Origin of the sequence: Wolbachia endosymbiont (group A) of Rhinocyllus conicus (assembly GCF_947250775.1) — a bacterium.
In the GTDB taxonomy this organism is placed as follows: Bacteria; Pseudomonadota; Alphaproteobacteria; order Rickettsiales; family Anaplasmataceae; genus Wolbachia.
This window is the reverse complement of the sequence record NZ_OX366349.1, coordinates 115,284-138,145: the sequence shown is the minus strand read 5'-3', so window position 1 is coordinate 138,145 and position 22,862 is coordinate 115,284. Positions and strand designations below refer to the sequence as shown.

The following is a 22,862-nucleotide window of genomic DNA, read 5'->3' as shown; positions in this document are numbered from 1 at the left end:
TTCAGAAAAAATGCAACGTACATTGGGCAGAGATTAAGTAATGTATACACGCTGAAGAAGATACGCCACATTTTTAACTGAAATTTAGATGAAAAGTCTGCAGACGGAGATAGATTTTGAGCTCTCTAAATATCTCTAATTGTCATTATAATAAGGCTTTGAATATGCAGAAGTAATTTTTTTAGTTAAAATAAAAAAGTTTTCTGCTATAGCACTACTAAGCAGCAGAAGACCTTGCATGACCTCCAAAAAATGCTTTTACTCTTTCAAGATAAGTAGGTAGTACTGGAGGAATTTCTATACCATCTATAACAGCGCTTATTGCTTCTTTTACATCATCGCTTGTAATTAACTCTTTTAATTTATGCTTTATAGGGCCTCTTCCAACATCTTGCCCATACCTATTGTAATAATCCACATATAATTCATTAAAGACAGATTGTTTTGCTTCTTCTATCAGTTTACTGATGTTGCTTTTTATTTGAGGATCCATATCACCATCAGAATAAAAATTATCAAAATTGTCCTTTAAAACTGTAATTTTTTTATTGTTACAGCTTCTCAGGAATTTTTCTGTAATGCTTGGCATTCTCTCATACACTTGAGCGTTTACCTCAACTGTAAAGTTATTTTTAGCTTCAAGACAACTGAGTGAATAAATAATACGATTGAACATTCCTAGATTGCACTTACCATTTCCCTCTTTGAAACGTATCAGTAACATGCACTTTAGAAAATCTATATCTGACTTTTGATCCTTAGCTGCAGTCAAAACTAAATTTGCAGCTTGCGTGAGAGTAAGGCTAGTTCTTGATTCTTGCCAAGCCGCTCTGTTAGAGTTATTAAAGTTAAGATAAAGTTTTAATTGCTCTTTTTGATCCCTTGTCAACTCATCTGAACCATTTATGTAATCCTCAAATTCTTTATCCAGTACATTTGGTTGAGCTCCAAATTTCTGTTTTAACTCTTGAGCGCATTGGAGAATACTATGTTCAAAACTACTCGTGTGAACACTTTGACTACTAGTGCCCACGTCACTTACATTAAACAAAAAGCTTAGCTGCTTTACATTCAAACCCAAAGGTGAGAAGAGCTTTATCAATGGATACTTTATTAACTCGAGGAGTGCTACTGGAATTAGCAGTGCATAATTTAACAATAATAAACCAAAATTAAATATAAGAAACCCACGTAGAGCTGATACCTTTGATGCAACGTACAAAAACGGAAGCTGTAGGTAATATATCAAGTGTATATTGAAGAATAAGATTTTGTCCTTTAATTTTATTGTTGGATCTTTATAAACCTCAAATAACTTGCTATTACTATCAATGTTGTCGTTTTTAAAGGAATTATAGTTGTTTATGATTTTTTCTTGCAAAGGAAGGAGCACTTTATTCAGACAAATAAATGCAGCGATAACAATAAAACCTGTAGCCAAAAATGCTAGTGCAGGGCTAGAGGTGCTTGTAGATAAATAGGTATAAAAATTACTAATTAAGTCCTTACAAGGGCGAACTAGAATCGGGTCAAGGATATAGTTGACGAGAAGACTTAAATAGTAATAAGTAAAAAATAAGAATAAAATAGAACCACATAAGAGTAAAATAAAACCACAAACAACCAAAAATGCTTTTAACCCTGGATTCATAACCCCCTCTTAATAATCTGTTAACATAATCTATTTTAGAAATAAATTGAGAAAAATGCAAGTTTTTATAAAGATCGATTGAAATTTCTGAGCTTCAGTTATATCGTTAGTCTATTTAGATAAAAATTATTGTGTCAAATAAAATAGGTTTTTGGGCTATTTTTGCCTTAGTGATTAGTAGTCAAATTGGCTCTGGAATTTTTATGCTTCCAATTAGCCTTGCTCCATATGGCGCTTATAGCCTTATAAGCTGGGTGATATCAGGGCTTGGTGCTATATCTCTTGCTTTGGTTTTTGCCTTACTCTGCGCAAAATTTCCAGAAACGGGTGGTCCTCACGTTTATGTAAAGCATGCTTTTGGCCCTGCTGCAGCTTTCTTTGTTGGTTGGACGTATTGGGTGATCTCATGGGTTAGCACGACAGCAGTAATCGTTGCAAGTATTGGCTATCTTACTTCGCTTTTTCATGGAGATATTCAAAATATACGCTTATTTTTAGAAATACTATTATTTACGATCATTACACTAATAAATTTAAGAGGTGTCACTGCTGCTGGATGTGTTGAGCTTTTATTGATGACTGTCAAAATTACCGCACTGCTTGCTATACCAGTAACAGCGTTGTTTTTCTTTGATAGGAATAATTTTATCATAAGTGAGGAAATATCAACCCTCACGATGTCTCAAGTCCTTGCTCGCTCTACACTACTCACTCTATGGTGTTTTATTGGACTTGAATCAGCAACAGCACCTGCAGGATCAGTCAACGATCCAGCCAAGACTATACCAAGAGCCATAGTGCTTGGCACAATCTCTGTTGCAGTTATATATTTCATTAATAGCCTTGCAATCATGGGATTGATAAACGGCAATGATCTAGTTAATTCAAAAGCGCCGTATGTTGACGCAATAAAAATTATGTTTCCTGGTAATTGGCATTTGATCATTTCTATTGTTGCTTTTATTGTTTGTGTTGGCAGTTTAAATGCTTGGGTACTAGCTAGTGGACAAGTGGCCCTTGGCCTTGCAGAAGATAAACTGATGCCACAGTTCTTTGCTAAAAGAAACAAGCACGGTTCTCCTTTCTGGGGCATAACAATCAGCTCCGTTGGCACTTCAGTTCTACTAATTCTCACTTCAAGCAACAATTTTGCTAAACAGATCACATCAATTATCGACTTTTCTGTAGTTTCATTTTTATTTGTTTACCTTGCATGCAGTCTTGCTTTTCTCAAGGTTATTATAAAGGAGAAAAACTATTACAAATTTTTAATTGGCAGTATAGCAACAACCTTTTGCTGCTGGGTAATATTTGAAACTTCTGTGAATACCTTGCTGATCGCAAGCTTATTCACCGCAAGTGGCATACCCATTTATTTATTTTGGTACTGCAGAGCTCCTGCACAATAAAATAGAGTTTAACGACTTTTCTTATTGTCCACTTGTTCAACATTACCCTTCTTAAGTTTACTATCTACTTTTGCTTGTTCATCATCTACACTAGTCTCATCTTTTATCTTACTGGAGTGACCTGCTTGCGATTTTTCATATGCTTCCATGTTGTCATATATAGGGTTACTGATGATTTCTATTTTTTCAGGTGTGAAAATCCTTGCTAAAAATCTCCCTATTATTGGTATTGATCTTAAGAAATCTCTTAGCTTTGAAGATTCTTGTCTTTTATTTAGGAACTGTTGGTCTATTTTAAGGTTTCTTACACCATATTTTTTATCATCAAAATTTATTGCAGGCTTTCTTTTTTTCGAAAGAACATTTTGAGCCTTTAATCCATTGGTTCTTTCAGGCTCTTGAGGTGTAGACATTGCAGGTTTAACCTTAGTTTCATTGTATTCTTTATTCATCTTTCACTTTATTATGTAATATTACTAATATTGCATAATAATAGCTAAATTACAATTAATTGCAAGGTAAAAATATTAAAACAATTGTAAATTTTGTCAGTAAAAATATAATAGAACTTTAAAGTTAGAGGTTCATCTATATGGGATACAAAATTGCTGTTATTGGAGCAACCGGAAGAGTAGGGCGTGAGGTATTAAGCACGCTTGCTGAGTTTCAAGATGAGGCAATAGATTCTGTTATTGCACTTGCGTCGAAAAAATCAGAAGGGAAGAAGGTGAGTTTCGGTAATGAAGAATTAACTGTCTTGTGCCTTGAGAATTATGACTTCGTTGGAACTAATGTAGCCATTTTCTGTGCTGGATCTCATGTTTCTGAGAAACACGTACCGACTGCAATTGAGGCTGGGTGCATCGTGATAGATAACAGTTCCCATTTTAGAATGAAAGAAGGTGTGCCACTCATTATTCCGGAGATTAATAAAGAAAAAATTATGGAATATAAAAACCACAACATAATATCCAACCCAAACTGTACTACAATACAGATGCTGCTAGTACTACATCTATTACACCAGAAAGCAAAAATAAAGAGAATCGTTGCTTCAACTTATCAATCAACTTCTGGCGCAGGCAAAGCAGCAATGGATGAACTCTATGACCAGACAAAAAAAATCTTCATGAATGAGACTAAAAAGCCCGAGATCTTCCCCAAGCAAATAGCGTTTAATTGCATTCCCCATGTAGGGAAATTCATGGAGAATGGTTCTACAGAAGAGGAATGGAAAATGCAAGAGGAGACAAAAAAAATTTTAGAGGAAGATATAAAAGTTACTGCAACTTGTGTAAGAGTACCCGTCTTTATCGGTCACGCTATGGCAGTAAATGTAGAATTTGATCAACATATCACTGAAGAACAAGCTCGTGAAGTGCTAAGTGAAGCCGAAGATAGTGGAGTTTTAGTGTACAACAGGCGTGAAGACGGTGAATACATCACTCAAATTGATGTTGTACAGGAGAATGCTGTATATGTATCGCGTATTAGAAGAGACAATACTGTTGAACACGGATTAAATATGTGGATAGTGGCTGATAACCTGCGCAAAGGCGCAGCATTAAATATAGTGCAGATTCTTGAGATTTTGATAAGAGAGTATTAAGTGCATATAGAGTGCACGTACGTTGTAATTCGAAGGAAATTTGTATACCACATGGCAGCGTGTGACGCTAGGCCCTAAAAATTCCTTGACAAACTCCGCCAGCCCTCTTATCATGGTACTGAAGGTATTCAGTTATCTTCATCTGTGCAGATTAAACAGCAAGAAAACAACGTAGTTGGCGTCTTATTTTTAATTTTTCGCACTATGTGCACCTTATGTCTTCACAATATTTCTAGGTTTTTACCTACACAAGCTGAAACGCGCTTATAAGTCGTTTAAGACAGTATAGTACGCCAATTTGCAGGATTAGAGAGTGACAACTAGCTAACGCGGGGTTTCTTTTGCCTTTTTTTCTGCTTAGTAAATTTCTTAAACATTTTAGCTAAGGTTAGTTGCACTTAAAAGCAGCTAAATTGCAGTGTTTAAGACTTAAAAAACGCCAAATACTGAAAATAGATAATGACCAGGGCTTCTTTTGCCTTTTTTTTATTTGGTAAATTTCTTAATGTTTGTAGCTAAAGTAACTTAGGTTCATCGACAATCGTCATCCCGCTACGTGTTAGCGGGATCTATGCTAAGAGATACCGCGAATGAATCGCGGTATGACGGTTCGTGACGGTATGACGGTTCGCGGTGGCATCTCGTCATCCCGCTACGTGTTAGCGGTATGACGGTTGTCAGTAAACCTGAATTACTTTAGCTATGCAATGAGATTTCCTAAAAAACACTTTATAGCTCTTGAGTATAAAAAAAAATTCCTTTAATAATAAGGCATGCTAATCAGGAATTTAATCAAACAAGCGACTAAAGTAGGAAGCAGTGAAAATGCAATACGATATATTGAGTATCTCTATCAATTTGAGAAGTTTAGAAACACATTAAACCTCACTTTATCACTAATAAAGCAAAATAAGCTTTCGTTTGAAATATACCAAGAGGGATTAGTGGATATGGAAGAAGGGGTGTGTAAGACAATCAGGTCTTCCGGTGTAAATAGGTATGTTATTGTGCTGAGAAGGTCAAATCCATACATTATAGTGCATGAACTTTCACATATGGTTGAAAATGAGCTTAACTTGAGCCTAGAGCAGGAATTTCTCCATAAGGTTTACCAGGATATTGAGCAGAATTTAAGGCAAGCAAATGTTCTTGTGCAGAAAATTATTAGCCAAGTTATATTTAAGGAGATACAAGCTTATCAAACTGCAAAGTCACGCGCATCTGAATTGTTTGCACGCTATTTTGAGCTATTTGCTTGGGCACAAGAGGTTTATCCTAAGGATAAAGAATACTTAATTCGCACTCAAGATTTAAACAAAGTGTTCCTTGCTACTGATCAATGGAAAAAGAGCTGCCTGGATCCACAAATGATGGATAGAATAGATAAGGAAATCAAGGAATACAGCAATAAAACCGCCACTAAAGACGTAACCAAAGTGCAAAGCAGTTGGACTAATAAATTTTCTCCTGGGGGCAAAAAAATTAGCTCCATATTTGGAGATGATGATTAGCTTATAGTGCAGGTTTTCCTACGTCATACCGCAATTCATTCCACGACTGTACGAACGTCTAGTTTAGTGATAAAATGTATATAATTATTGATGTCATTCAAGCATTTACATTTGTTACGTCAGCACTCACATTTGTCATCTCAGTCTCCTCTTCCTGTCATCTCAGTCTCCTCTTCCTGTCATCCCAGTGCGTGACACTGGGATCTAAATTTTATGAAAAACTATTATATTTATATACTTGCAAGTAGACACAATAAGGCTCTATATATAGGTGTTACGTCGAATTTAATTAAACGAATTTGGGAGCATAAGAACAAGGTTATTCCCGGTTTTACGTCGAAATATAATGTACAAAAATTAGTTTATTTTGAAGAATTTCAAGACGTAGATTCGGCTCTTAATAGAGAAAAACTTCTAAAAAGTTGGAGAAGGGAATGGAAAATCAATTTAGTTGCAAGAAAAAACCCAAATTGGTATGATTTATATTACGAAATTACTAAGTGAGATCCCAGTGGGCTTTGTTGCATAGCAACCGAAAAAATCTGGTGGCTACTGACAAAATTCATTATAAATAACCATTTAACTGTTGAAGAAAAAATATGCCACAGAAAATGAAAGTCAGTAACCAAAACGAATATAACAAATTCCTTGAAAAAAGGGGAAATATTTTTCGTTACATCGATGAAGCTATCGAAAATTGGTATGAAAATAGTCCAAAAATGCAGGGCGGCAACTATATTTACAGTGATAAAGTCGTAATTTTGGTGCATATAATTGTCAATCTTTTTAGAATTGGGTTAAGACAAACGGTGGGGTTTATAAAAGGATATCTGCAACAAATAGGAAAAAATTTGGCAGTTATCAGCTATTCACAAGCATCAAGAAGGTTTAAAAAACTTAATATTAAGATAAATGATTGCAGGGTTGATAAAAGCAACATGGAAAATATTGAAATTATCATAGATAGCACAAGTATCAGCATTTACAGTAACACTCCTGGCCACAGTAAGGAAAACAGTGCAGATAGAAAGTACCGAAGCTACGAGCAAGTAAGAAAGTTACATGTTATGTTAAGTGTGAATAGTAAAAAAGCTATAGCTGCAAGATACAGTAATGGCGTCTACTCTGACCACTATGGAGCTTGCGATTTGCTTGAAGAAGTTAATTTTCAGCACAAAATAAAAGCATTATATGCAGATAGGGCATACGATAGGCACAAACTTTATAAATTGTGTAAGAAATACGATATAAAGACAAAAGTTCTACCAAAAAAGGATGCAGCAGAACATTCAAAAATAGATTATATGTCTGACAGGAATGCTGCTATTAGGTTAATAAAATTATATGGACAAGATGGTGTAAAAGAGTGGAAAAAGGAAGCAATTTATGGAAAGAGATCTTACATAGAAGGATTTTTCTCAAGGTTGAAGCAAGTATTTGGATTTAGCTTTAGGAATAAATCTGAAGTAAATCGTGAAAAAGAATTACTAATTAAGTGCTATTTGCTCAACAAATTCACTGATATTGGTATGGCTAAATTTGAAATCATTACATAAATTTGTCGTAAACCATCACTGCTTAAGGTGCTATGCAACAAAGCCATCCCAGTGTCACGCACTGGGATGACGAGAGAGGAGACCTGGAATAACAAGAAAGTGCTCCATCTCAATAGCGCAATGTTCATACGATCGTAGATTCATTCGCGGTATCTCATCAGCTAACAAGCAGCGGAATGACGGTTGTCGGTAAATCTTTTAGCTATAGAAGTTAACTTTGCAGTTAACTTCTACAGCGTTTCAAGGTATAGTTTTTATAATAAAGTGCTCGAATATACATGAAAACCATTTTAGCTGTTGAAACAAGCTGCGATGAAACTGCAGTAGCGATTGTAAATAGTGACAAGCAAGTCCTTGCTCACGAAATTCTCTCCCAAGCAGAACACAAAAAACGCGGTGGGGTGATCCCTGAAATAGCGTCACGTGCTCATATGGAGCATTTAAGTGGTCTAATAAAAAGCGCCGTGGAAAAATCTAACCTTAACTTTTGTGATCTCAATGCAATTGCAGCAACATCAGGACCAGGACTCATAGGTGGATTAATAGTTGGTACAATGATGGCTAAAGCAATTGCACATGTAGCACAAAAACCGTTCATTGCAGTGAATCACTTAGAAGCGCATGCATTAGTTATTAGGTTACTGCATGAGGTGAAATTTCCGTTTTTAGTTCTATTAATATCAGGTGGTCACTGTCAATTTTTAATTGCACAGGATGTAGGTAAATATATTAAACTCGGGGAGACACTTGATGACTCGTTAGGAGAAGCATTTGATAAAGTTGCTAAGATGCTGGGTTTAAGCTATCCCGGAGGGCCATTAATTGAAAAGTTAGCTAAAAAAGGCAATGGTGCAAGATTTAAACTGCCAAGGGCGATGATAAAACGTTCTGGATGTAACTTTTCGTTTTCTGGAATCAAGACAGCAGTAAAAAACTTAGTGCAGAAACTCGAAATGAGCGAGCAAGATGTGTGTGATGTGTGTGCTTCGTTTCAAGAGTGTATTAGTGACATACTGCTGGACAGGGTTAGTAATGCGATTATTATGGCCGAATCTTTAAATATCAAAATCAATGACTTTGTGATTACCGGCGGAGTTGCAGCAAATAATTTTTTGAGAGAAAAACTGAAAGAACACATAAACTTAAACATATTTTTCCCCCCTAATAATCTATGTACAGACAATGCAGTAATGGTTGGATGGGCAGGAATTGAAAGGTTACAGAAGAATTATATAGATCCACTTAATTTTGCACCAAGACCTAAGTGGGAGTTAGAAAGTTATTAAAAACTCTCAATTCTGAATTATAGCTAAAGTGACTTAGGTTTACCGACGATTTGAAAAACCGTCATTCCGCTACGTGTTAGCGGAATCTACGCCGCGAATGAATCTATAGCTGTACGAACATTGTGATTTGAGAACAATTTCCACAAGGGATGACAGCTACCCTGACAACCGTCATCCCGCTACGTGTTAGCGGGATCTCTTGTTAGCGCCGTGGCGGTATGACGTAGGATTGCTGTCATTCCGCTGCTTGTTAGCGGATGAGATACCGCGAATAAATCGCGGTATGACGGTTTGCGGCTGCATGACGATGGTTTATACCTCGTCATTCCGCTACTCGTTAGCGGAATCTATGCCGAGATACCGCGAATGAATCGCGGTATGACGTAGGGAAAACCTTAGCTATAGGCAATGAAGGAAATATTAACTATACTTCTTTTTACCATTGTTTATATTTCCTATTTACATATATTAATATTTTATTCACTTAAAGTAAGCTAACTGCCGTTATTAATATTTTTGTAATAAAAATTGTATATGGTGCATGTAATTAAATTAAGAGGAAGATTGTGGAAATTACGCCATCAATAAAAAAAGAATTGAAGCAAAGTACTCTATATATTTGCCTAGAAAAATGCAAAAGTGCATTTTGGTTTATCTTTTGGTTTAGTGCGGGAATCAATTTATTAATGTTATTTCTACCACTTTATACCTCTCAAGTGCTTGATCGGGTGATATCAAGCGAAAGTGTATCAACACTAACTATGCTGACAATTATCACTTTATCTGCATTTGCATGTTCTGCAATGCTTGAAACTTGTCGATATTTAGCCATGGCAAAAATAGGTGATTGGATCGATAAAACTGCAACACCAGATCTGATAGTAAGGTCAATCAGGCTAACGTCAGTGCAGAGCTCAACTTCAAGTGGTGAAGCAATACGAGATCTCGGGGTAATAAAAAATTTCATTACAGGAAATGGTATATTCTCACTGTTTGATACTCCATGGTCGTTAATTTACCTTGTTGTGATTTTCATGATACACACCTCCACGGGGTTTATAGCTATTGCTGGAATCATTATATTAGTCTCTATGGCAATATGGAATGAACTTGCCACTAAACGAATATTACAAGAAACCAACGAAGAAACTATACGGAATATCAATGCTATAGATGTTGCAACAAGAAATGCAGAAGTAGTTGAAGCTATGGGCATGTCAGAATTCATAGTCTCTGATTGGTGTAAACGAAATGATCAGAATCGAGCAATGCAAATTAAAGCACAAAATCGCTCTAATGTAATTACTGGAATCACTAAGTTTTTGCGCTCAACTCTGCAAATATCAGTAATTGGAACAGGTGCATTACTTGCAATTACAGCTCATAAAACTGCTGGTAGCATCATCGCTGCTTCAATTTTAATGGGTAGAGTATTAGCACCATTTGACGCTGCGGTTCATACTTGGAAGTTTTTAAATCAGGCTAGAATGTCATATGGAAGGCTACAAAGACTTATATTAACATCGCCAAAAAGAGAGCAAACGATGGCTCTACCAGAACCTGAAGGAAAATTGGAATTTGATAGAGTATTTTTTACTCCTTATGGAAGCAATAAGCCAACAGTAAAAGGAATATCATTTATTATAGAACCAGGGGACGTAGTAGGTGTGATTGGTGCAAGTGCTTCTGGTAAATCCACTATCGCAAAATTAACTGTTGGTGTATGGAAGCCAATATCTGGTGTAGTCAGACTAGATGGCGCTGATGTATATACTTGGAATCGAGAAAATTTTGGTAATTATGTTGGCTACTTACCTCAAGATATTGAGTTATTTAACACTAGTGTCAAAGCTAATATTGCTCGCATGAGACCAGATCCAAATCCTGAAGAAATAATCAAAGCAGCAAAAATTGCAGGAATACATGAACTAATACTAAGCTTACCAAATGGATATGATACAACAATAGGAGGTCCTGGAGGAGTAACGCTCTCTGGCGGCCAAAAACAGCTTCTTGGACTTGCCAGAGCTTTTTATGGTCACACAAAACTTTTAGTACTTGATGAACCAAACGCTAACTTAGATAGCAATGGAGAGGCATGCTTAATTAATGCAATTGGCATTGCAAGAAAGCAAAATACTACTACTGTTATCATCACTCACAAGCTACCGTTATTGTCCGTAGTTGATAAGGTGATCCTCATGTCAGATGGTGTCATTTACGCTATGGGACCAAAAGATGAGATTTTGAGCAAATTAGTTGCTCCATCATCAAATACCAAAGAAGATGAGCGCTCTTCAGCAAATGGTTAGTTTACTTACACTAAATTCTGTATCTGAAATAACAACTGTTCCAGTATTACTAGAAATGTTTACCATTAGAAATAATATTACAAGAATAGTAAATAGATTAATAACTCCTATTAATTAAAGTTAATCGGCAGATAGTGTATATTTCTAATTAATGAGTTTTCTTAATTTATTAATTAAATAGCTTAATATTAGTAGTGATTTTATAAAAAAATTATAATATAAATAATGTTGCTGCGAAAATTTATAACAATATTTCCCTCTAACGTTTAATGAATTTCAATAAATTGCCTTTTTAATTCTAGATAAGTATATGCTTTGTTAATATGTTTAGTTCAAAATCCAAAAGTAAGTTTATGCTTTCTATTGGAGAAGAAGGCATAATGTTACTATATTTTAAAAATAATACTTTAAATAAAAGGTATTTTGTTAAGGGCAAAAACGATAAAGCAGTTTCCGATTTAATTTCATGTCTTTCATCAGACAAAAAAGCACCTTTATACCTGGTGCTTAATCATGCAGATCAAAATTACTCGCTACAGTTTATTACAAGGGCAAACAAGATTAGTGCCTATCTATCAGCAAAAACAAAGATGGAGCATTTTTCTCGTAATAATGACATAAGTTCAGTTTTTTTGGTTGAGAAGCCAAACAAATTCAATCAAAACTGGTGCTATCTTCTTGTTTCATCAAAAGCAAAGCATTTAGTAGAATATTGGTTGAATGTGTTTATTGAGATAGGCTCCAACTTTAAGGGAATATTAATGTTTCCTATAGAAATAAGTAATATAACAAAAAAGATTCTACATAAAGATCCTAATAATTGGAAAATTATAGTTGCTGCAACTAAAACGGGAGGCTATAGACAAGTGGTTCTTAAAGAGAATAAAATGATATTTACGCGTTTAGTACCATTTACTAATGATAATTTACCAGGAATTATTGCTGGTGGAATATATCAGGAAGTGCAAGATACTATTCGATCCTTAACTAAGTTTGGGTTTGAAAAAAATAACCCTATCGACCTTTGCATCATAGTGTCAGAAGATATTAAAGCTAGTTTATCAGTCATAAATTTTTCAGAGAACAGTGTGAACATATTAACTCCATATGAGTTAGGCAAACTATTAGGAGCAGAACTAGCTATAAGTGAAAAAGATAACTTTTGCGATACCATAATTTTGTTTCACAGCTTTAAGAATAAATTAGCAGCTATTTTTAATACAAAGGAAACTAAAGAATTTTATCTATTCAATTATCTTTATTTAAACTCTCCTCAAATTTTTCTATACTTCGCTTTGGTTTTAGTTGTAATTAACGCCCTTTGTTTGCTAAATTTGTATTCAAACTTCAGTGTCGCTGATAATTTATCCGCAAAGCAGAGCACCTTAAATAACCAATTAACAAAACTTAGCCAAAGCTATAATGTAAAAAAAATAGATGAAATTTATGATTTTATTAATATCAATAATATTTTATCAAAAATAGAATACTCTCCTCTTACACAAGTTAAGTATGTAGAAAAGTTAAAAGTACCAGGTATAGAGCTTCGATCATTTGAATGGAATTATAATGAGGCAAAAAGTTATATTACCACAACTTTAAGGTTTAATTTTCGATCCGGTAAAAATATTTCCTATCAATACGAGAAACTACGAAAAAATTTAAACGATAATTTTCGTACCTATGACATTAATATTTCTAACTTACCTGCTGCTAAAGGGCAAAATCTATCTATTGATGTTGAAATAGGAGAGGCAATGTAGATTAATGACTATCTCTCAATTAAAAAGAAAAGCTACAATTCAGTTTATATCGTGTTTGTTATTATCTGTTGGATTAATAGGGTTATTAACATATGTTGTTATCTATAACGAAAAGGTTTATAATAAAAACCAAATTGCGATTGATAAAATACGTTCTATTAATTTACAGATTACTGGAATTCAAAAAAAGGAAGTTGTTCTAAATAAAAACCTAGATTTATGGAAAAAAATTTCTTCTTCAAATTTACACAGTAGCAGATACATTGCAAATTTAAATTTCGAGCTTAGCAGGTTATATAAAAAGTACTATATATTAGAACCTGAAATATCAATTTCTATACCCGAAGAAGTTGAGCTCCACAACAAAAGTGAACGCACAAAAGTAATAAAAAGTGAAGTGGTCCTAAATTTAAGTTCAATCAGCGATAAGCATATTTTTTTATTTCTACAGTCTATTCCAAATCTGCCCGGTTATGTTATGATCAAATCTCTTATTTTAAACAAGCAGAGAAATATTGATGCTGCAACTATGAATCAAATTTTGAATGGTAATATGATAGAGATAGTGAGAGTTAATATAGTCTTTGATTGGTATACTATATTAAGTAGATAAGGTGATGAACATAAAGCTGTTTTTTATTTTTACGCTACTCATTTCCAATGTTAATGCATATTGCAGTTGTGAAGATATCATAGAAAGCATAGAAATTGTAAGGAGTATTCTTGCCGACAATATATTGGCAATGAAGATTTTATTGAGCATAAAATATTAGGATTAAATAGTGGAAATTTATGCGTATATATAGAAAAACAAGGTGATGATGAAATGGTTTGTCATCATTCTCAGTATGGAATGATGATAGAAAAAAGATATTTTGAAAGTATTCTTAAAGTTGGCAATCAAGAAATCGATGATTTTATTGATATAGCAAATTTGCGTGCAAAAGAGTGTTTCTTTATTAACAATCAAAAACTAAGCTATACAGATCGGGACGATATAATAAGAGAAGCAGTGGAAAGTGACTTTGACGTTTTGTCACAATATAGTAACGTAAAAAGCATTTTTTTTGATGAAGAGCCAGTTAATAGAATGGTCAATGAAATGGAAAAGTTCAATTTACGGTCTTCAAGAGCTGCAAAAGAGGAGGTATCAGATAATTTCAACTGTAAGGTAGTGAGTTTAGACTCAATTTTATATCTTTCTTCCGATACATGGAAAATATGGGTAAATGGAAAGCTGTTTATAAATACTAAGGACTTAAAGGTGCACTCAGTCACTGAAAATTGTGTGACTTTTGTATGGGCCGTAGATCAAAAAGCAATAAAAAAGCATGCGAATGATTCTCAAAATGTATATCTTGGACATGGGAGTGTTATGTTTACGCTTTATCCAAAACAAAAATTTGACTTGGATAGCTTATCTATTAAATAATTTAGTATATAGCCAAAGTGGCTTAGGTTTACCGACAATTTGAAAAACCGTCATCCCGCTGCTCGTTAGCGGGATCTCAACATAGATACCGCGGGTGGGTAGCTATATATGCGCTTGTAGCTCAGTTGGATAGAGCGTTGCCCTCCGGAGGCAAAGGCCGTGGGTTCGAATCCCTCCAAGCGCACTTTTAATTAAATTTGACAATAGTACTTTCACATAAGATAATAAAGGGATTTATTTAGAGCATAATTATGTCTGGTGGTACCATAAACAAAGTCATATTAGTTGGTAATTTAGGAAAAGATCCTGAAATTAGGACTACACAAAATGGAAAAGAGATGGCAAGTTTTTCAATAGCCACGTCTGAAAGTTGGACTGACAAACTTTCCGGTATGCGCTCTGAAAAGACAGAATGGCATAATATTGTAATTTTTAGTGAAGGATTAGTAAAAATCGTCAAAGATTTTGCACGCAAAGGCAGTAAAGTTTATGTTGAAGGTTCTTTGAGAACTAGAAAATGGACTGACCAAAACGGTAGTGAAAGATACACAACAGAGGTGGTTCTATATAATTTTAATAGCGCTCTTACTCTCTTGGATTCGCGACCAAATTCCGATTACAAGCCAAGTGAATACAAGCAAAATGAAACAGAACAAAAAAATAAGCACGAAAGTTTTGACAACGATATAAAAGATGAACTAATCGACGATGAAATACCATTTTAACAATTTAAATTGAAATTTACATTTTTATGGACTGCTTGTGTTACTCCTTTTAATTGCAATGGGGATGACATAGATTACCGCAGTTTGCAGCGTTTACTTACAATACAAGCTGAAGCTGAAAATGGCGTAGTGTTACTGGGTAGCACAGGTGAAGGCCTATCGCTTACTGATTCTGAAAAGCGTACATTAGTTGAATTTGTATGTAAGCTAAAATTAAATACGAAAATTATAATTGGTGTACCAGGAGTGAATCTATATCAAACTCTTGAATGGCTTGATTTTTGCAAGGGTATGCCTATTCACGGCTATCTAATGACAACTCCCATTTATGCAAAGCCTGGAATCATGGGGCAAACTTTATGGTTTGAAAAGCTGCTTGAAAAAGCACATGTACCGGCTATGCTTTACAATATTCCATCAAGAGCGGGAATAAATCTTCATCCTGAAACTGTACATAACTTATCTGACCATGAAAAACTTTGGGCTATCAAAGATTCAAGTGGCACCGTTGATACTTTAGCTCAGTATAAGAAAGTTGCTCCAAATATTGAGGTCTTTTGCGGAGATGATAATATGATATCCGATATGGCCGCTTATGGCGTAGCTGGTCTGGTTTCCGTTGCTTCCAATGTTTGGCCACATGTAGCACATGAATATGTTAAGCAATGCCTACTGTCATTCCAGCACGTAACTAGAAAAAAAACAACTCCTCAAATGACAGGAAATGACATGAAAAGTTCAACAGATATCTGGCAACAAGCTTGCAAAGCTCTATTTATTGCCAGCAACCCAATACCCACTAAAGCACTTTTGCATGATATTGGTCTTATAGAACATCAAACTGTCCGCCTACCACTCAGCACAGAAGACTTGCCTTCTGTTGAAAAATTGAGGCAAGCCAATAAAATGATTCTTGGATGGAAAGAACTGACTAATTAGTAGGACAAGGATTACAACCTTTATCAGCACCATCAGCTTTCACACCATCAAACGAGCTACCTGGCTGCTTACTTCCTTCTGGAAAAAAGCACTCAATTACTTTATCAGTCAATAATGTTAAAGGAATACAAGCAACTGCACCTGCTATAAAGGTTAAAGCACCTATAGCTGCAGGTGATGTGAAACCAAGAGCAACTAAACCTGCTCCAATTCCAAAAAAAACACCAATATTAGTAATAATATTTACATAATTCTTAACTTTACACTCAGTGCTATTATTATATTCTCTCAAAACTCGTTTATGTTCTTCGGACATGTCCGTTTCAGTGGTTATTTGGAAACCACAACAAGCCTTGTTTATAATGGATACTAACAGTATAGCAGAACCAATAATTCCACCTGCAATAAGAGGTGGTAAGCTAATAGCACTTAGAGCCAAACCTGCAAGAGCCCCTATAACAGCCGAGATGCCTACTGCTACTCCTAGGATTGCTATCCCTCCTAATATCACCGCTACTGGGTTTAATTTAAAATTTTTTTTTACCAGGTCCCTTTCTGCTTGCATTACCTGTTTTAGTTGTGTCCTTGTATAGCCCATAATATTTACTCCCACTTAAAATTAATAATTATAATACTAACATTTTTAGCTCATATAGTCAATATACTTCTTATGTAATTCTTTGAGAAGTTTGTAATTGACTTTCAACGTACTTCAGTCTATACAATTTTAATATCTTAAGCTATAAGACATGCCAGATCTATAGCTAAAGTGGATTAGGTTTACCGATAATTTGAAAAACAAAAATTCGTCATTCCACTACTTGTTAGCGGAATCTATGCCGAGATACCGCGAATGAATCGCGGTATGACGTGTTGCTTGGGTCAGCTATAGGACCTGTACCAGCACCATGACCTTACCCAGAAAAAATGGAGAGAAAGAAAGGAGTTTTTTTGTGGTAATCCAATCAATCCGTAACCGTTCACAGATTTCCACTTAATTCTTCAATCTCACTAATAGAAAGGCCTGTAAACTTGACAATAGTGTTGACATCAACATTATTAGCCAGCATTGCTTTTGCGACTTCAATTTTTCCTTTCTCTATACCTTTTTGTATACCTTTCTCTTCAGCAAGATCAAGTCTGTATTCAAGAATGGCTTCTTCTTTCCGTAGATCCATTATTCTTTCTTCGTAAGCTACTAAATCTTTTTCGTTCCAACGAAACTTGTCTAATTCATCATATGCTAGCTTTATTATTGGCGCTTTTTCTGCTATCTCTTTTAAGTCCTCTTCTGTTGTTTCTTCTGCGTATTGTTGTCTAAGTGAAGAAGGTCGCCCTTCCTCACTCGACTGCAAAACCGTACGTGAGACTTTGCGCCTCATACGGCTTCTCTCTAATTTGGTGCTTTTCATGCACACCTCCTGTGTAATTCATCGTGACAATGTCCATGTAACAAAGATAAGTTTGTGATCATATTGTTTCGTCTATTCCGGTCTTTGTGATGTATTTCTATTGTATCATCACTTTTAAACCATAGTCTACAATTATCGCATTTACTTTGTTGCAACCTCAATAATTTTATTACTCCTAGTGGCTTATCTGGTATTTTTCTCAGACGTTTACCCCAATATACCCAATCACCATCATATGGGGATCTGGTTTTTTGCACTTTGATATGTCGTTTAATAACATGATCGCTGTGTATAGTAAGACGTACCTTGTTACTTGTCATAAAGCGCCAGTTTTCGTTATTATACTTCTTAAAGTACTTTCTTTTTATCCAGCATCTCCCTTTGTTTGGGTGCCTAAAAACTGCCCACTTCCAGAGTTTTCTATGCATAATATTATCCAATGAGCTAAAGATTTTACATGAAACTACCGAGGAGTAATATTGACTCCATCCTCTGTTTATTGGATTGAGATCCTTTATCACCCGTTCTTGTGGTGCTCCACGCATTTCTCTGAGTTTATGTTTAATAGCTAGTGTATGCTGTTTTATAGAATTACGACTTGGTTTGATTAATAACTTGTAACCTTTCTTACTTTCTTTTATTGGATATTGTCTTATTGAAAATCCAAGAAAATCAAATCCTGGTTTTGTTTCGTCAATGGTTCTTAATGTATGAGAAACTCTTGTTTTAGAGGGCTTTAATTTTAGTCCAATGGTTTCTAACCATTCTTCAACTAAAATTTTTGCTTTAAGAATAATCTCTTCGTTTTCATGTATGATGACAAAATCATCACAGTAGAAAATTACACTAATAGACTTTTGCGCGTTTCTATGCGATATCCTACCATATTTTCTTTTCATGCATTGAAAGAGTTCGTTTGTTAATGCTTTTTTGACATGTTGCTCTAATCCGTGTAATGCAACACAAGCTAGCAACGGTGAGATTACCCCGCCAACAATGTTGCAAATTTTTCTTTTCTTCTCGATTATTTCCAGGAGAGTTTGGTAGCTCTTTTACACGAAATACCACATTTACGTCCTCAAGGTTAATTTCAATTCTCTTGACTAACGTTCTAATAATATCACGTTTAGTTAGCCAGTCTGCGTTATCAAGGTTTGATGTAATATTGGAAGAAAAGTCTTCTAAATTGGTTACAACCAAAGTTAATTCCTGTTTTAATTTCTTTTGATCGAATATCCTTTTCTTCTCCTCTTCAATTGTTTTTAAACTTTGTTTCATTGCTTTAATTCGTGGTTCAAATTCTTCTTGATTAATATATTCTTGAGCATAACTATCAATAAGTCTAGCAATACCACGTTTTAATTTATTTTCTTGTTTCTCTAGTAAATCGCTTTTTTGATCCCATGATGATTTTTTAAGCTCTGAAAGTCTACGCCTGTATTCTTCTAAAACCCTATTTGGATTTTTCAATAAATGCTTAACCTCTTCCCAAACGGCTGTTTCTAATGCATCTGTACGAATGTGTTTATTATCACAAATTTTATTACCACCAAAACGGTAAGAATCTCTACCAATACAACGATAATAAGCATAATGATCAATTTTTTCTCCTCGCTTATTTCTTACAGGACTTCCGTAATATGCATAACGACAACGCTTACATACGATTAAACCTTGTAGTAAATATTTTGCTCCTCTTTCTCTTGTCCTTGCTATTTTTCTATTCTCAGCTAATTGTTCTTGAACTATATCAAATACATCTTCGTCCACTATATTTGGCACTTTAACATAAATCCAATTTGCTTTTTCAACAGAATAGGTAGAGTAATTATCTTTCGGTTGTTCACAAGAATGTTTCTGTGGTCTGATATGTTGTAACTTTATACCTACTTTTGTTTTACCAAAAGCCGCTTGTCCTTTGTAAGCAGGATTTTTTAACATACCCCAAATCACACTTCTATCCCAGTACTTTTTTCCTGTTCGTGTTATAATAGACATAGTGTTTAGCCGACGACACACTTCCCCAATACTTGTCCTTTCTCTTCCTATCCACAAAAATACTTTCCTAACAACATTAGCTTCTTCTTCGTTTATTTCAAATAAAGCTTGTCCTCCTCCCATATATTTATCTATATAACGATAACCATAAGGAGCTCCTCCCATTACGCTTACACAACCTTTATTAGCTGCATAAATCTTTCCGCGACGACTTCGTTCCATAATTTTCGCTCGTTCATATTCTGCTATCATACCTTGCATTTGTAACAGCAATTGAGATTCTGGATTATCGTTAATCTCATAATTTAAGAAAACCGTTTCTGCTCCTGCTTTCTCAAATTCTTCAAGTAATACCATTTGATATGCATATTTTCTAGATAAGCGATCAGGTGAATGAATGTAAATTCTATCAATTTTACCTTCTGTTACTTTATCACGTAACTTTTCTAGATCAGGACGGACTAGATTAGATCCACTGTAGCCATTATCAATAAATTTATACTCACTTAATAATTTGTATCCATCCGTACTAATTTGCTTCTCTAAAGCTGCAACTTGACTTGCTATTGTATTTTCTTGTGCTTGTTTCCCCGAAGAAACTCTTGCATATAAACTCACTGTTACCATTTGATCCTCCTTGAATCCCATTTTTATGTTTTAAATTTTTTTGGCTTACTTGCTTTGACACGGCTTTTTCATAAGCATCTAACAAATACTTTTCTGCCAACCGGTTAGTTTCATAGCTACAGCTAATCCGTATAGCTAATCTCTTATTTCCCATGAACTTTCCTTGAAATAATATGTTCATATCATTCATTGAAACTGATGGTTAATTGATTGTTGGCACTATAAATAAATGGCACTCTTGTTTTTGGACATAGAAGTTTTCGAGAAATGCTTTTCTCTAATTTTACGTTTTTTGCAACATTGTTGGCGGGGTAATTATACCACCGCGAACCGTCATACCGCGATTCATTCGCGGTATCTTTTAGCATAGATCCCGCTAACAAGTAGCGGGATGACGAGTTACTATACCACCGCGAACCGTCATACCGCGATTCATTCGCGGTATCTCGGCATAGATCCCGCTAACAAGCAGCGGGATGACGAATTACTTAACCATCATCTACACCGTCATACCGCCGCGGTATCTCTTAGCCGCTAACAAGTAGCGGGATGACGAGTTACTATACCACCGCGAACCGTCATACCGCCGCGGTATCTCTTAGCATAGATTCCGCTAACACGTAGCGGAATGACGGTTGTCAGGCTAGCTGTCATCCCAGTGCGTGACACTGGGATGGCTTTGTTGCATCGCTAGCTATGATGGATTAAAGATAAAAAAGATGGAGAATATCAGTAGCTTATTATTCTGGTATTTATAACAAGAACGGTCAGTGAATACCTAAATTTGAGTAAAAGAAATTTCACTACCACTCACTAATCCGGCTAAAATTCAAGAATTTCAATGCTTTAGCTATTTTCAATAGAATTAAGTTTATTAATATAAATAATAAATTACTATTCTTAAATTTGATCAGATTGATTGCAAAAAAACAAGATTTTCAATAGGTTGCTTATAATCCTAGCTATAGTTAGCCTTTCATAAGTAGCGATGCAACAAAGCCCATTGGGATCCAGAAGACTTAATTTCAACCAAATAATAAAGGCTAGATCCCAGTGGGCTTTGTTGCATAGCACCTTAAGCAGTGATGGTTTACGACAAATTTATGTAATGATTTCAAATTTAGCCATACCAATATCAGTGAATTTGTTGAGCAAATAGCACTTAATTAGTAATTCTTTTTCACGATTTACTTCAGATTTATTCCTAAAGCTAAATCCAAATACTTGCTTCAACCTTGAGAAAAATCCTTCTATGTAAGATCTCTTTCCATAAATTGCTTCCTTTTTCCACTCTTTTACACCATCTTGTCCATATAATTTTATTAACCTAATAGCAGCATTCCTGTCAGACATATAATCTATTTTTGAATGTTCTGCTGCATCCTTTTTTGGTAGAACTTTTGTCTTTATATCGTATTTCTTACACAATTTATAAAGTTTGTGCCTATCGTATGCCCTATCTGCATATAATGCTTTTATTTTGTGCTGAAAATTAACTTCTTCAAGCAAATCGCAAGCTCCATAGTGGTCAGAGTAGACGCCATTACTGTATCTTGCAGCTATAGCTTTTTTACTATTCACACTTAACATAACATGTAACTTTCTTACTTGCTCGTAGCTTCGGTACTTTCTATCTGCACTGTTTTCCTTACTGTGGCCAGGAGTGTTACTGTAAATGCTGATACTTGTGCTATCTATGATAATTTCAATATTTTCCATGTTGCTTTTATCAACCCTGCAATCATTTATCTTAATATTAAGTTTTTTAAACCTTCTTGATGCTTGTGAATAGCTGATAACTGCCAAATTTTTTCCTATTTGTTGCAGATATCCTTTTATAAACCCCACCGTTTGTCTTAACCCAATTCTAAAAAGATTGACAATTATATGCACCAAAATTACGACTTTATCACTGTAAATATAGTTGCCGCCCTGCATTTTTGGACTATTTTCATACCAATTTTCGATAGCTTCATCGATGTAACGAAAAATATTTCCCCTTTTTTCAAGGAATTTGTTATATTCGTTTTGGTTACTGACTTTCATTTTCTGTGGCATATTTTTTCTTCAACAGTTAAATGGTTATTTATAATGAATTTTGTCAGTAGCCACCAGATTTTTTCGGTTGCTATGCAACAAAGCCATCCCAGTGTCACGCACTGGGATGACAAAAAAAGGAGCACTGGAATGACAGCAGTCCTACGTCATACCGCGATTCATTCGCGGTATCTCAGCCGCTAACTGTTCTCCCTCGTCATACCGTCACGGTATCTCTAGATCCCGCTAACAAGCAGCGGGATGACGAATTACTTAACCATCATCTACACCGCCATACCGCCGCGGTATCTCTTAGCCGCTAACAAGTAGCGGGATGACGATTGTCGTTTAGCCACAAATATTAAGAAATTTACCAAATAAAAAAAAGGCAAAAGAAGCCCCGATTAATATCTATTTAAAAACATTGGCGTTTTTTAAGCCTTAAACACTGCAATTTAGCTGCTTTTAAATGCAACTCACCTTATCTCAAATGTTTAAGAAATTTACTAAGCAGAAAAAAAGGCAAAAGAAATCCCGTGTTAGCTAGTTGTCACTCTCTAATCCTGCAAATTGGCGTACTATACTGTCTTAAACG

Annotated in this window: 20 protein-coding genes, 1 tRNA gene and 2 pseudogenes; 14 read left to right on the top strand and 9 right to left on the bottom strand. The window is 35.0% G+C overall.

Features of this window, described 5'->3' with window-relative positions:
* Positions 1-217: 217 nt before the first annotated feature.
* Positions 218-1,651: a hypothetical protein gene (locus OOK92_RS00660; protein WP_264735930.1), complete on the bottom strand. Its 1,434-nt coding sequence runs from the start codon at positions 1,649-1,651 to the stop codon at positions 218-220.
* A gap of 131 nt (positions 1,652-1,782) precedes the next feature.
* Between OOK92_RS00660 and OOK92_RS00655 the strand changes: the two genes are divergently transcribed.
* Complete coding sequence (locus tag OOK92_RS00655) at positions 1,783-3,060, top strand: APC family permease (RefSeq protein ID WP_264328823.1); 1,278 nt, start codon at positions 1,783-1,785, stop codon at positions 3,058-3,060.
* 8 nt (positions 3,061-3,068) lie between these two features.
* Here OOK92_RS00655 and OOK92_RS00650 read toward each other — a convergent pair whose 3' ends face one another.
* Positions 3,069-3,512 carry a hypothetical protein gene (locus OOK92_RS00650; RefSeq protein ID WP_264731498.1) on the bottom strand — a complete coding sequence of 148 codons (444 nt, stop codon included), beginning with the start codon at positions 3,510-3,512 and terminating at the stop codon, positions 3,069-3,071.
* 140 nt (positions 3,513-3,652) lie between these two features.
* Between OOK92_RS00650 and OOK92_RS00645 the strand changes: the two genes are divergently transcribed.
* The 12 genes and pseudogenes from OOK92_RS00645 to dapA all read left to right on the top strand — a co-directional run bounded on the left by OOK92_RS00645 (position 3,653) and on the right by dapA (position 16,193).
* On the top strand, positions 3,653-4,669 hold the full coding sequence (locus OOK92_RS00645; protein ID WP_264735929.1) for an aspartate-semialdehyde dehydrogenase: 1,017 nt from the start codon (positions 3,653-3,655) through the stop codon (positions 4,667-4,669).
* Between the two features lie 773 nt (positions 4,670-5,442).
* The gene (locus tag OOK92_RS00640) at positions 5,443-6,180 is read left to right on the top strand and encodes a WD_0702 family putative metalloprotease (protein ID WP_264735927.1); all 738 of its coding nucleotides are present in this window, start codon (positions 5,443-5,445) and stop codon (positions 6,178-6,180) included.
* A 213-nt stretch (positions 6,181-6,393) separates the two neighbouring features.
* A complete protein-coding gene (locus OOK92_RS00635) occupies positions 6,394-6,684 on the top strand; it encodes a GIY-YIG nuclease family protein (protein WP_182159650.1) in 291 nt (96 codons plus the stop codon).
* 95 nt (positions 6,685-6,779) lie between these two features.
* On the top strand, positions 6,780-7,736 hold the full coding sequence (locus tag OOK92_RS00630) for an IS5 family transposase (RefSeq protein WP_264735368.1): 957 nt from the start codon (positions 6,780-6,782) through the stop codon (positions 7,734-7,736).
* Positions 7,737-8,014: 278 nt separating this feature from the next.
* The gene (gene tsaD, locus OOK92_RS00625; RefSeq protein WP_253309209.1) at positions 8,015-9,022 is read left to right on the top strand and encodes a tRNA (adenosine(37)-N6)-threonylcarbamoyltransferase complex transferase subunit TsaD; all 1,008 of its coding nucleotides are present in this window, start codon (positions 8,015-8,017) and stop codon (positions 9,020-9,022) included.
* A gap of 566 nt (positions 9,023-9,588) precedes the next feature.
* A complete protein-coding gene (locus tag OOK92_RS00620) occupies positions 9,589-11,334 on the top strand; it encodes a type I secretion system permease/ATPase (RefSeq protein ID WP_264735926.1) in 1,746 nt (581 codons plus the stop codon).
* 323 nt (positions 11,335-11,657) lie between these two features.
* On the top strand, positions 11,658-13,097 hold the full coding sequence (locus tag OOK92_RS00615; protein WP_253309206.1) for a hypothetical protein: 1,440 nt from the start codon (positions 11,658-11,660) through the stop codon (positions 13,095-13,097).
* Positions 13,098-13,101: 4 nt separating this feature from the next.
* Positions 13,102-13,710 carry a hypothetical protein gene (locus OOK92_RS00610; protein WP_253309205.1) on the top strand — a complete coding sequence of 203 codons (609 nt, stop codon included), beginning with the start codon at positions 13,102-13,104 and terminating at the stop codon, positions 13,708-13,710.
* Positions 13,711-13,714: 4 nt separating this feature from the next.
* Positions 13,715-14,529 (top strand): annotated as a pseudogene (locus OOK92_RS00605) (hypothetical protein).
* A gap of 110 nt (positions 14,530-14,639) precedes the next feature.
* Positions 14,640-14,713: transfer RNA gene (locus OOK92_RS00600), tRNA-Arg, on the top strand.
* A 67-nt stretch (positions 14,714-14,780) separates the two neighbouring features.
* The gene (ssb, locus tag OOK92_RS00595) at positions 14,781-15,254 is read left to right on the top strand and encodes a single-stranded DNA-binding protein (RefSeq protein ID WP_096616007.1); all 474 of its coding nucleotides are present in this window, start codon (positions 14,781-14,783) and stop codon (positions 15,252-15,254) included.
* 9 nt (positions 15,255-15,263) lie between these two features.
* Complete coding sequence (gene dapA / locus OOK92_RS00590) at positions 15,264-16,193, top strand: 4-hydroxy-tetrahydrodipicolinate synthase (protein ID WP_264735923.1); 930 nt, start codon at positions 15,264-15,266, stop codon at positions 16,191-16,193.
* Here the strand turns inward: dapA and OOK92_RS00585 are convergent.
* From OOK92_RS00585 to OOK92_RS00570, 4 genes and pseudogenes are all read right to left on the bottom strand, one after another.
* Positions 16,186-16,791 (bottom strand): hypothetical protein, encoded by a 606-nt coding sequence (locus tag OOK92_RS00585; protein WP_264735922.1) that lies wholly within the window; start codon positions 16,789-16,791, stop codon positions 16,186-16,188. The two genes, dapA and OOK92_RS00585, sit on opposite strands and share 8 nt — an antisense overlap.
* A 382-nt stretch (positions 16,792-17,173) precedes the next feature.
* Positions 17,174-17,506, bottom strand: a pseudogene (locus OOK92_RS00580) (Rpn family recombination-promoting nuclease/putative transposase); the annotation flags it as partial.
* A gap of 95 nt (positions 17,507-17,601) precedes the next feature.
* Positions 17,602-18,579 (bottom strand): group II intron maturase-specific domain-containing protein, encoded by a 978-nt coding sequence (locus tag OOK92_RS00575; protein ID WP_264735523.1) that lies wholly within the window; start codon positions 18,577-18,579, stop codon positions 17,602-17,604.
* Entirely contained in the window at positions 18,485-20,251 is a 1,767-nt protein-coding gene (locus tag OOK92_RS00570; protein ID WP_264735921.1) for a recombinase family protein, read from the bottom strand. Before OOK92_RS00570 ends, OOK92_RS00575 begins: the two co-directional genes overlap by 95 nt.
* Before the next feature lie 208 nt (positions 20,252-20,459).
* On the opposite strand from OOK92_RS00570, the gene OOK92_RS00565 reads away from it, so the two are divergent.
* The gene (locus tag OOK92_RS00565) at positions 20,460-20,600 is read left to right on the top strand and encodes a hypothetical protein (protein ID WP_264735920.1); all 141 of its coding nucleotides are present in this window, start codon (positions 20,460-20,462) and stop codon (positions 20,598-20,600) included.
* 530 nt (positions 20,601-21,130) lie between these two features.
* Here OOK92_RS00565 and OOK92_RS00560 read toward each other — a convergent pair.
* From OOK92_RS00560 to OOK92_RS00550, 3 genes are all read right to left on the bottom strand, one after another.
* Positions 21,131-21,259 carry a hypothetical protein gene (locus tag OOK92_RS00560; RefSeq protein WP_264735919.1) on the bottom strand — a complete coding sequence of 43 codons (129 nt, stop codon included), beginning with the start codon at positions 21,257-21,259 and terminating at the stop codon, positions 21,131-21,133.
* 72 nt (positions 21,260-21,331) lie between these two features.
* Complete coding sequence (locus OOK92_RS00555; RefSeq protein WP_264735368.1) at positions 21,332-22,288, bottom strand: IS5 family transposase; 957 nt, start codon at positions 22,286-22,288, stop codon at positions 21,332-21,334.
* Positions 22,273-22,413, bottom strand: a complete 141-nt coding sequence (locus tag OOK92_RS00550; RefSeq protein WP_264735918.1) for a hypothetical protein — start codon at positions 22,411-22,413, stop codon at positions 22,273-22,275. Before OOK92_RS00550 ends, OOK92_RS00555 begins: the two co-directional genes overlap by 16 nt.
* Between the last annotated feature and the right edge of the window lie 449 nt (positions 22,414-22,862).

What these genes read in the sequence shown, in the direction of transcription:
- OOK92_RS00645 (WP_264735929.1), top strand. Translation starts at nt 3,653, where the DNA reads ATGGGATACAAAATTGCTGTTATTGGAGCAACCGGAAGAGTAGGGCGT.
- OOK92_RS00660 (WP_264735930.1), bottom strand. Translation starts at nt 1,651, where the DNA reads ATGAATCCAGGGTTAAAAGCATTTTTGGTTGTTTGTGGTTTTATTTTA.
- OOK92_RS00635 (WP_182159650.1), top strand. Translation starts at nt 6,394, where the DNA reads ATGAAAAACTATTATATTTATATACTTGCAAGTAGACACAATAAGGCT.
- ssb (WP_096616007.1), top strand. Translation starts at nt 14,781, where the DNA reads ATGTCTGGTGGTACCATAAACAAAGTCATATTAGTTGGTAATTTAGGA.
- OOK92_RS00615 (WP_253309206.1), top strand. Translation starts at nt 11,658, where the DNA reads ATGTTTAGTTCAAAATCCAAAAGTAAGTTTATGCTTTCTATTGGAGAA.
- OOK92_RS00610 (WP_253309205.1), top strand. Translation starts at nt 13,102, where the DNA reads ATGACTATCTCTCAATTAAAAAGAAAAGCTACAATTCAGTTTATATCG.
- OOK92_RS00565 (WP_264735920.1), top strand. Translation starts at nt 20,460, where the DNA reads ATGGCACTCTTGTTTTTGGACATAGAAGTTTTCGAGAAATGCTTTTCT.
- OOK92_RS00585 (WP_264735922.1), bottom strand. Translation starts at nt 16,791, where the DNA reads ATGGGCTATACAAGGACACAACTAAAACAGGTAATGCAAGCAGAAAGG.
- OOK92_RS00570 (WP_264735921.1), bottom strand. Translation starts at nt 20,251, where the DNA reads ATGGGATTCAAGGAGGATCAAATGGTAACAGTGAGTTTATATGCAAGA.
- OOK92_RS00650 (WP_264731498.1), bottom strand. Translation starts at nt 3,512, where the DNA reads ATGAATAAAGAATACAATGAAACTAAGGTTAAACCTGCAATGTCTACA.
- tsaD (WP_253309209.1), top strand. Translation starts at nt 8,015, where the DNA reads ATGAAAACCATTTTAGCTGTTGAAACAAGCTGCGATGAAACTGCAGTA.
- OOK92_RS00630 (WP_264735368.1), top strand. Translation starts at nt 6,780, where the DNA reads ATGCCACAGAAAATGAAAGTCAGTAACCAAAACGAATATAACAAATTC.
- OOK92_RS00640 (WP_264735927.1), top strand. Translation starts at nt 5,443, where the DNA reads ATGCTAATCAGGAATTTAATCAAACAAGCGACTAAAGTAGGAAGCAGT.
- OOK92_RS00555 (WP_264735368.1), bottom strand. Translation starts at nt 22,288, where the DNA reads ATGCCACAGAAAATGAAAGTCAGTAACCAAAACGAATATAACAAATTC.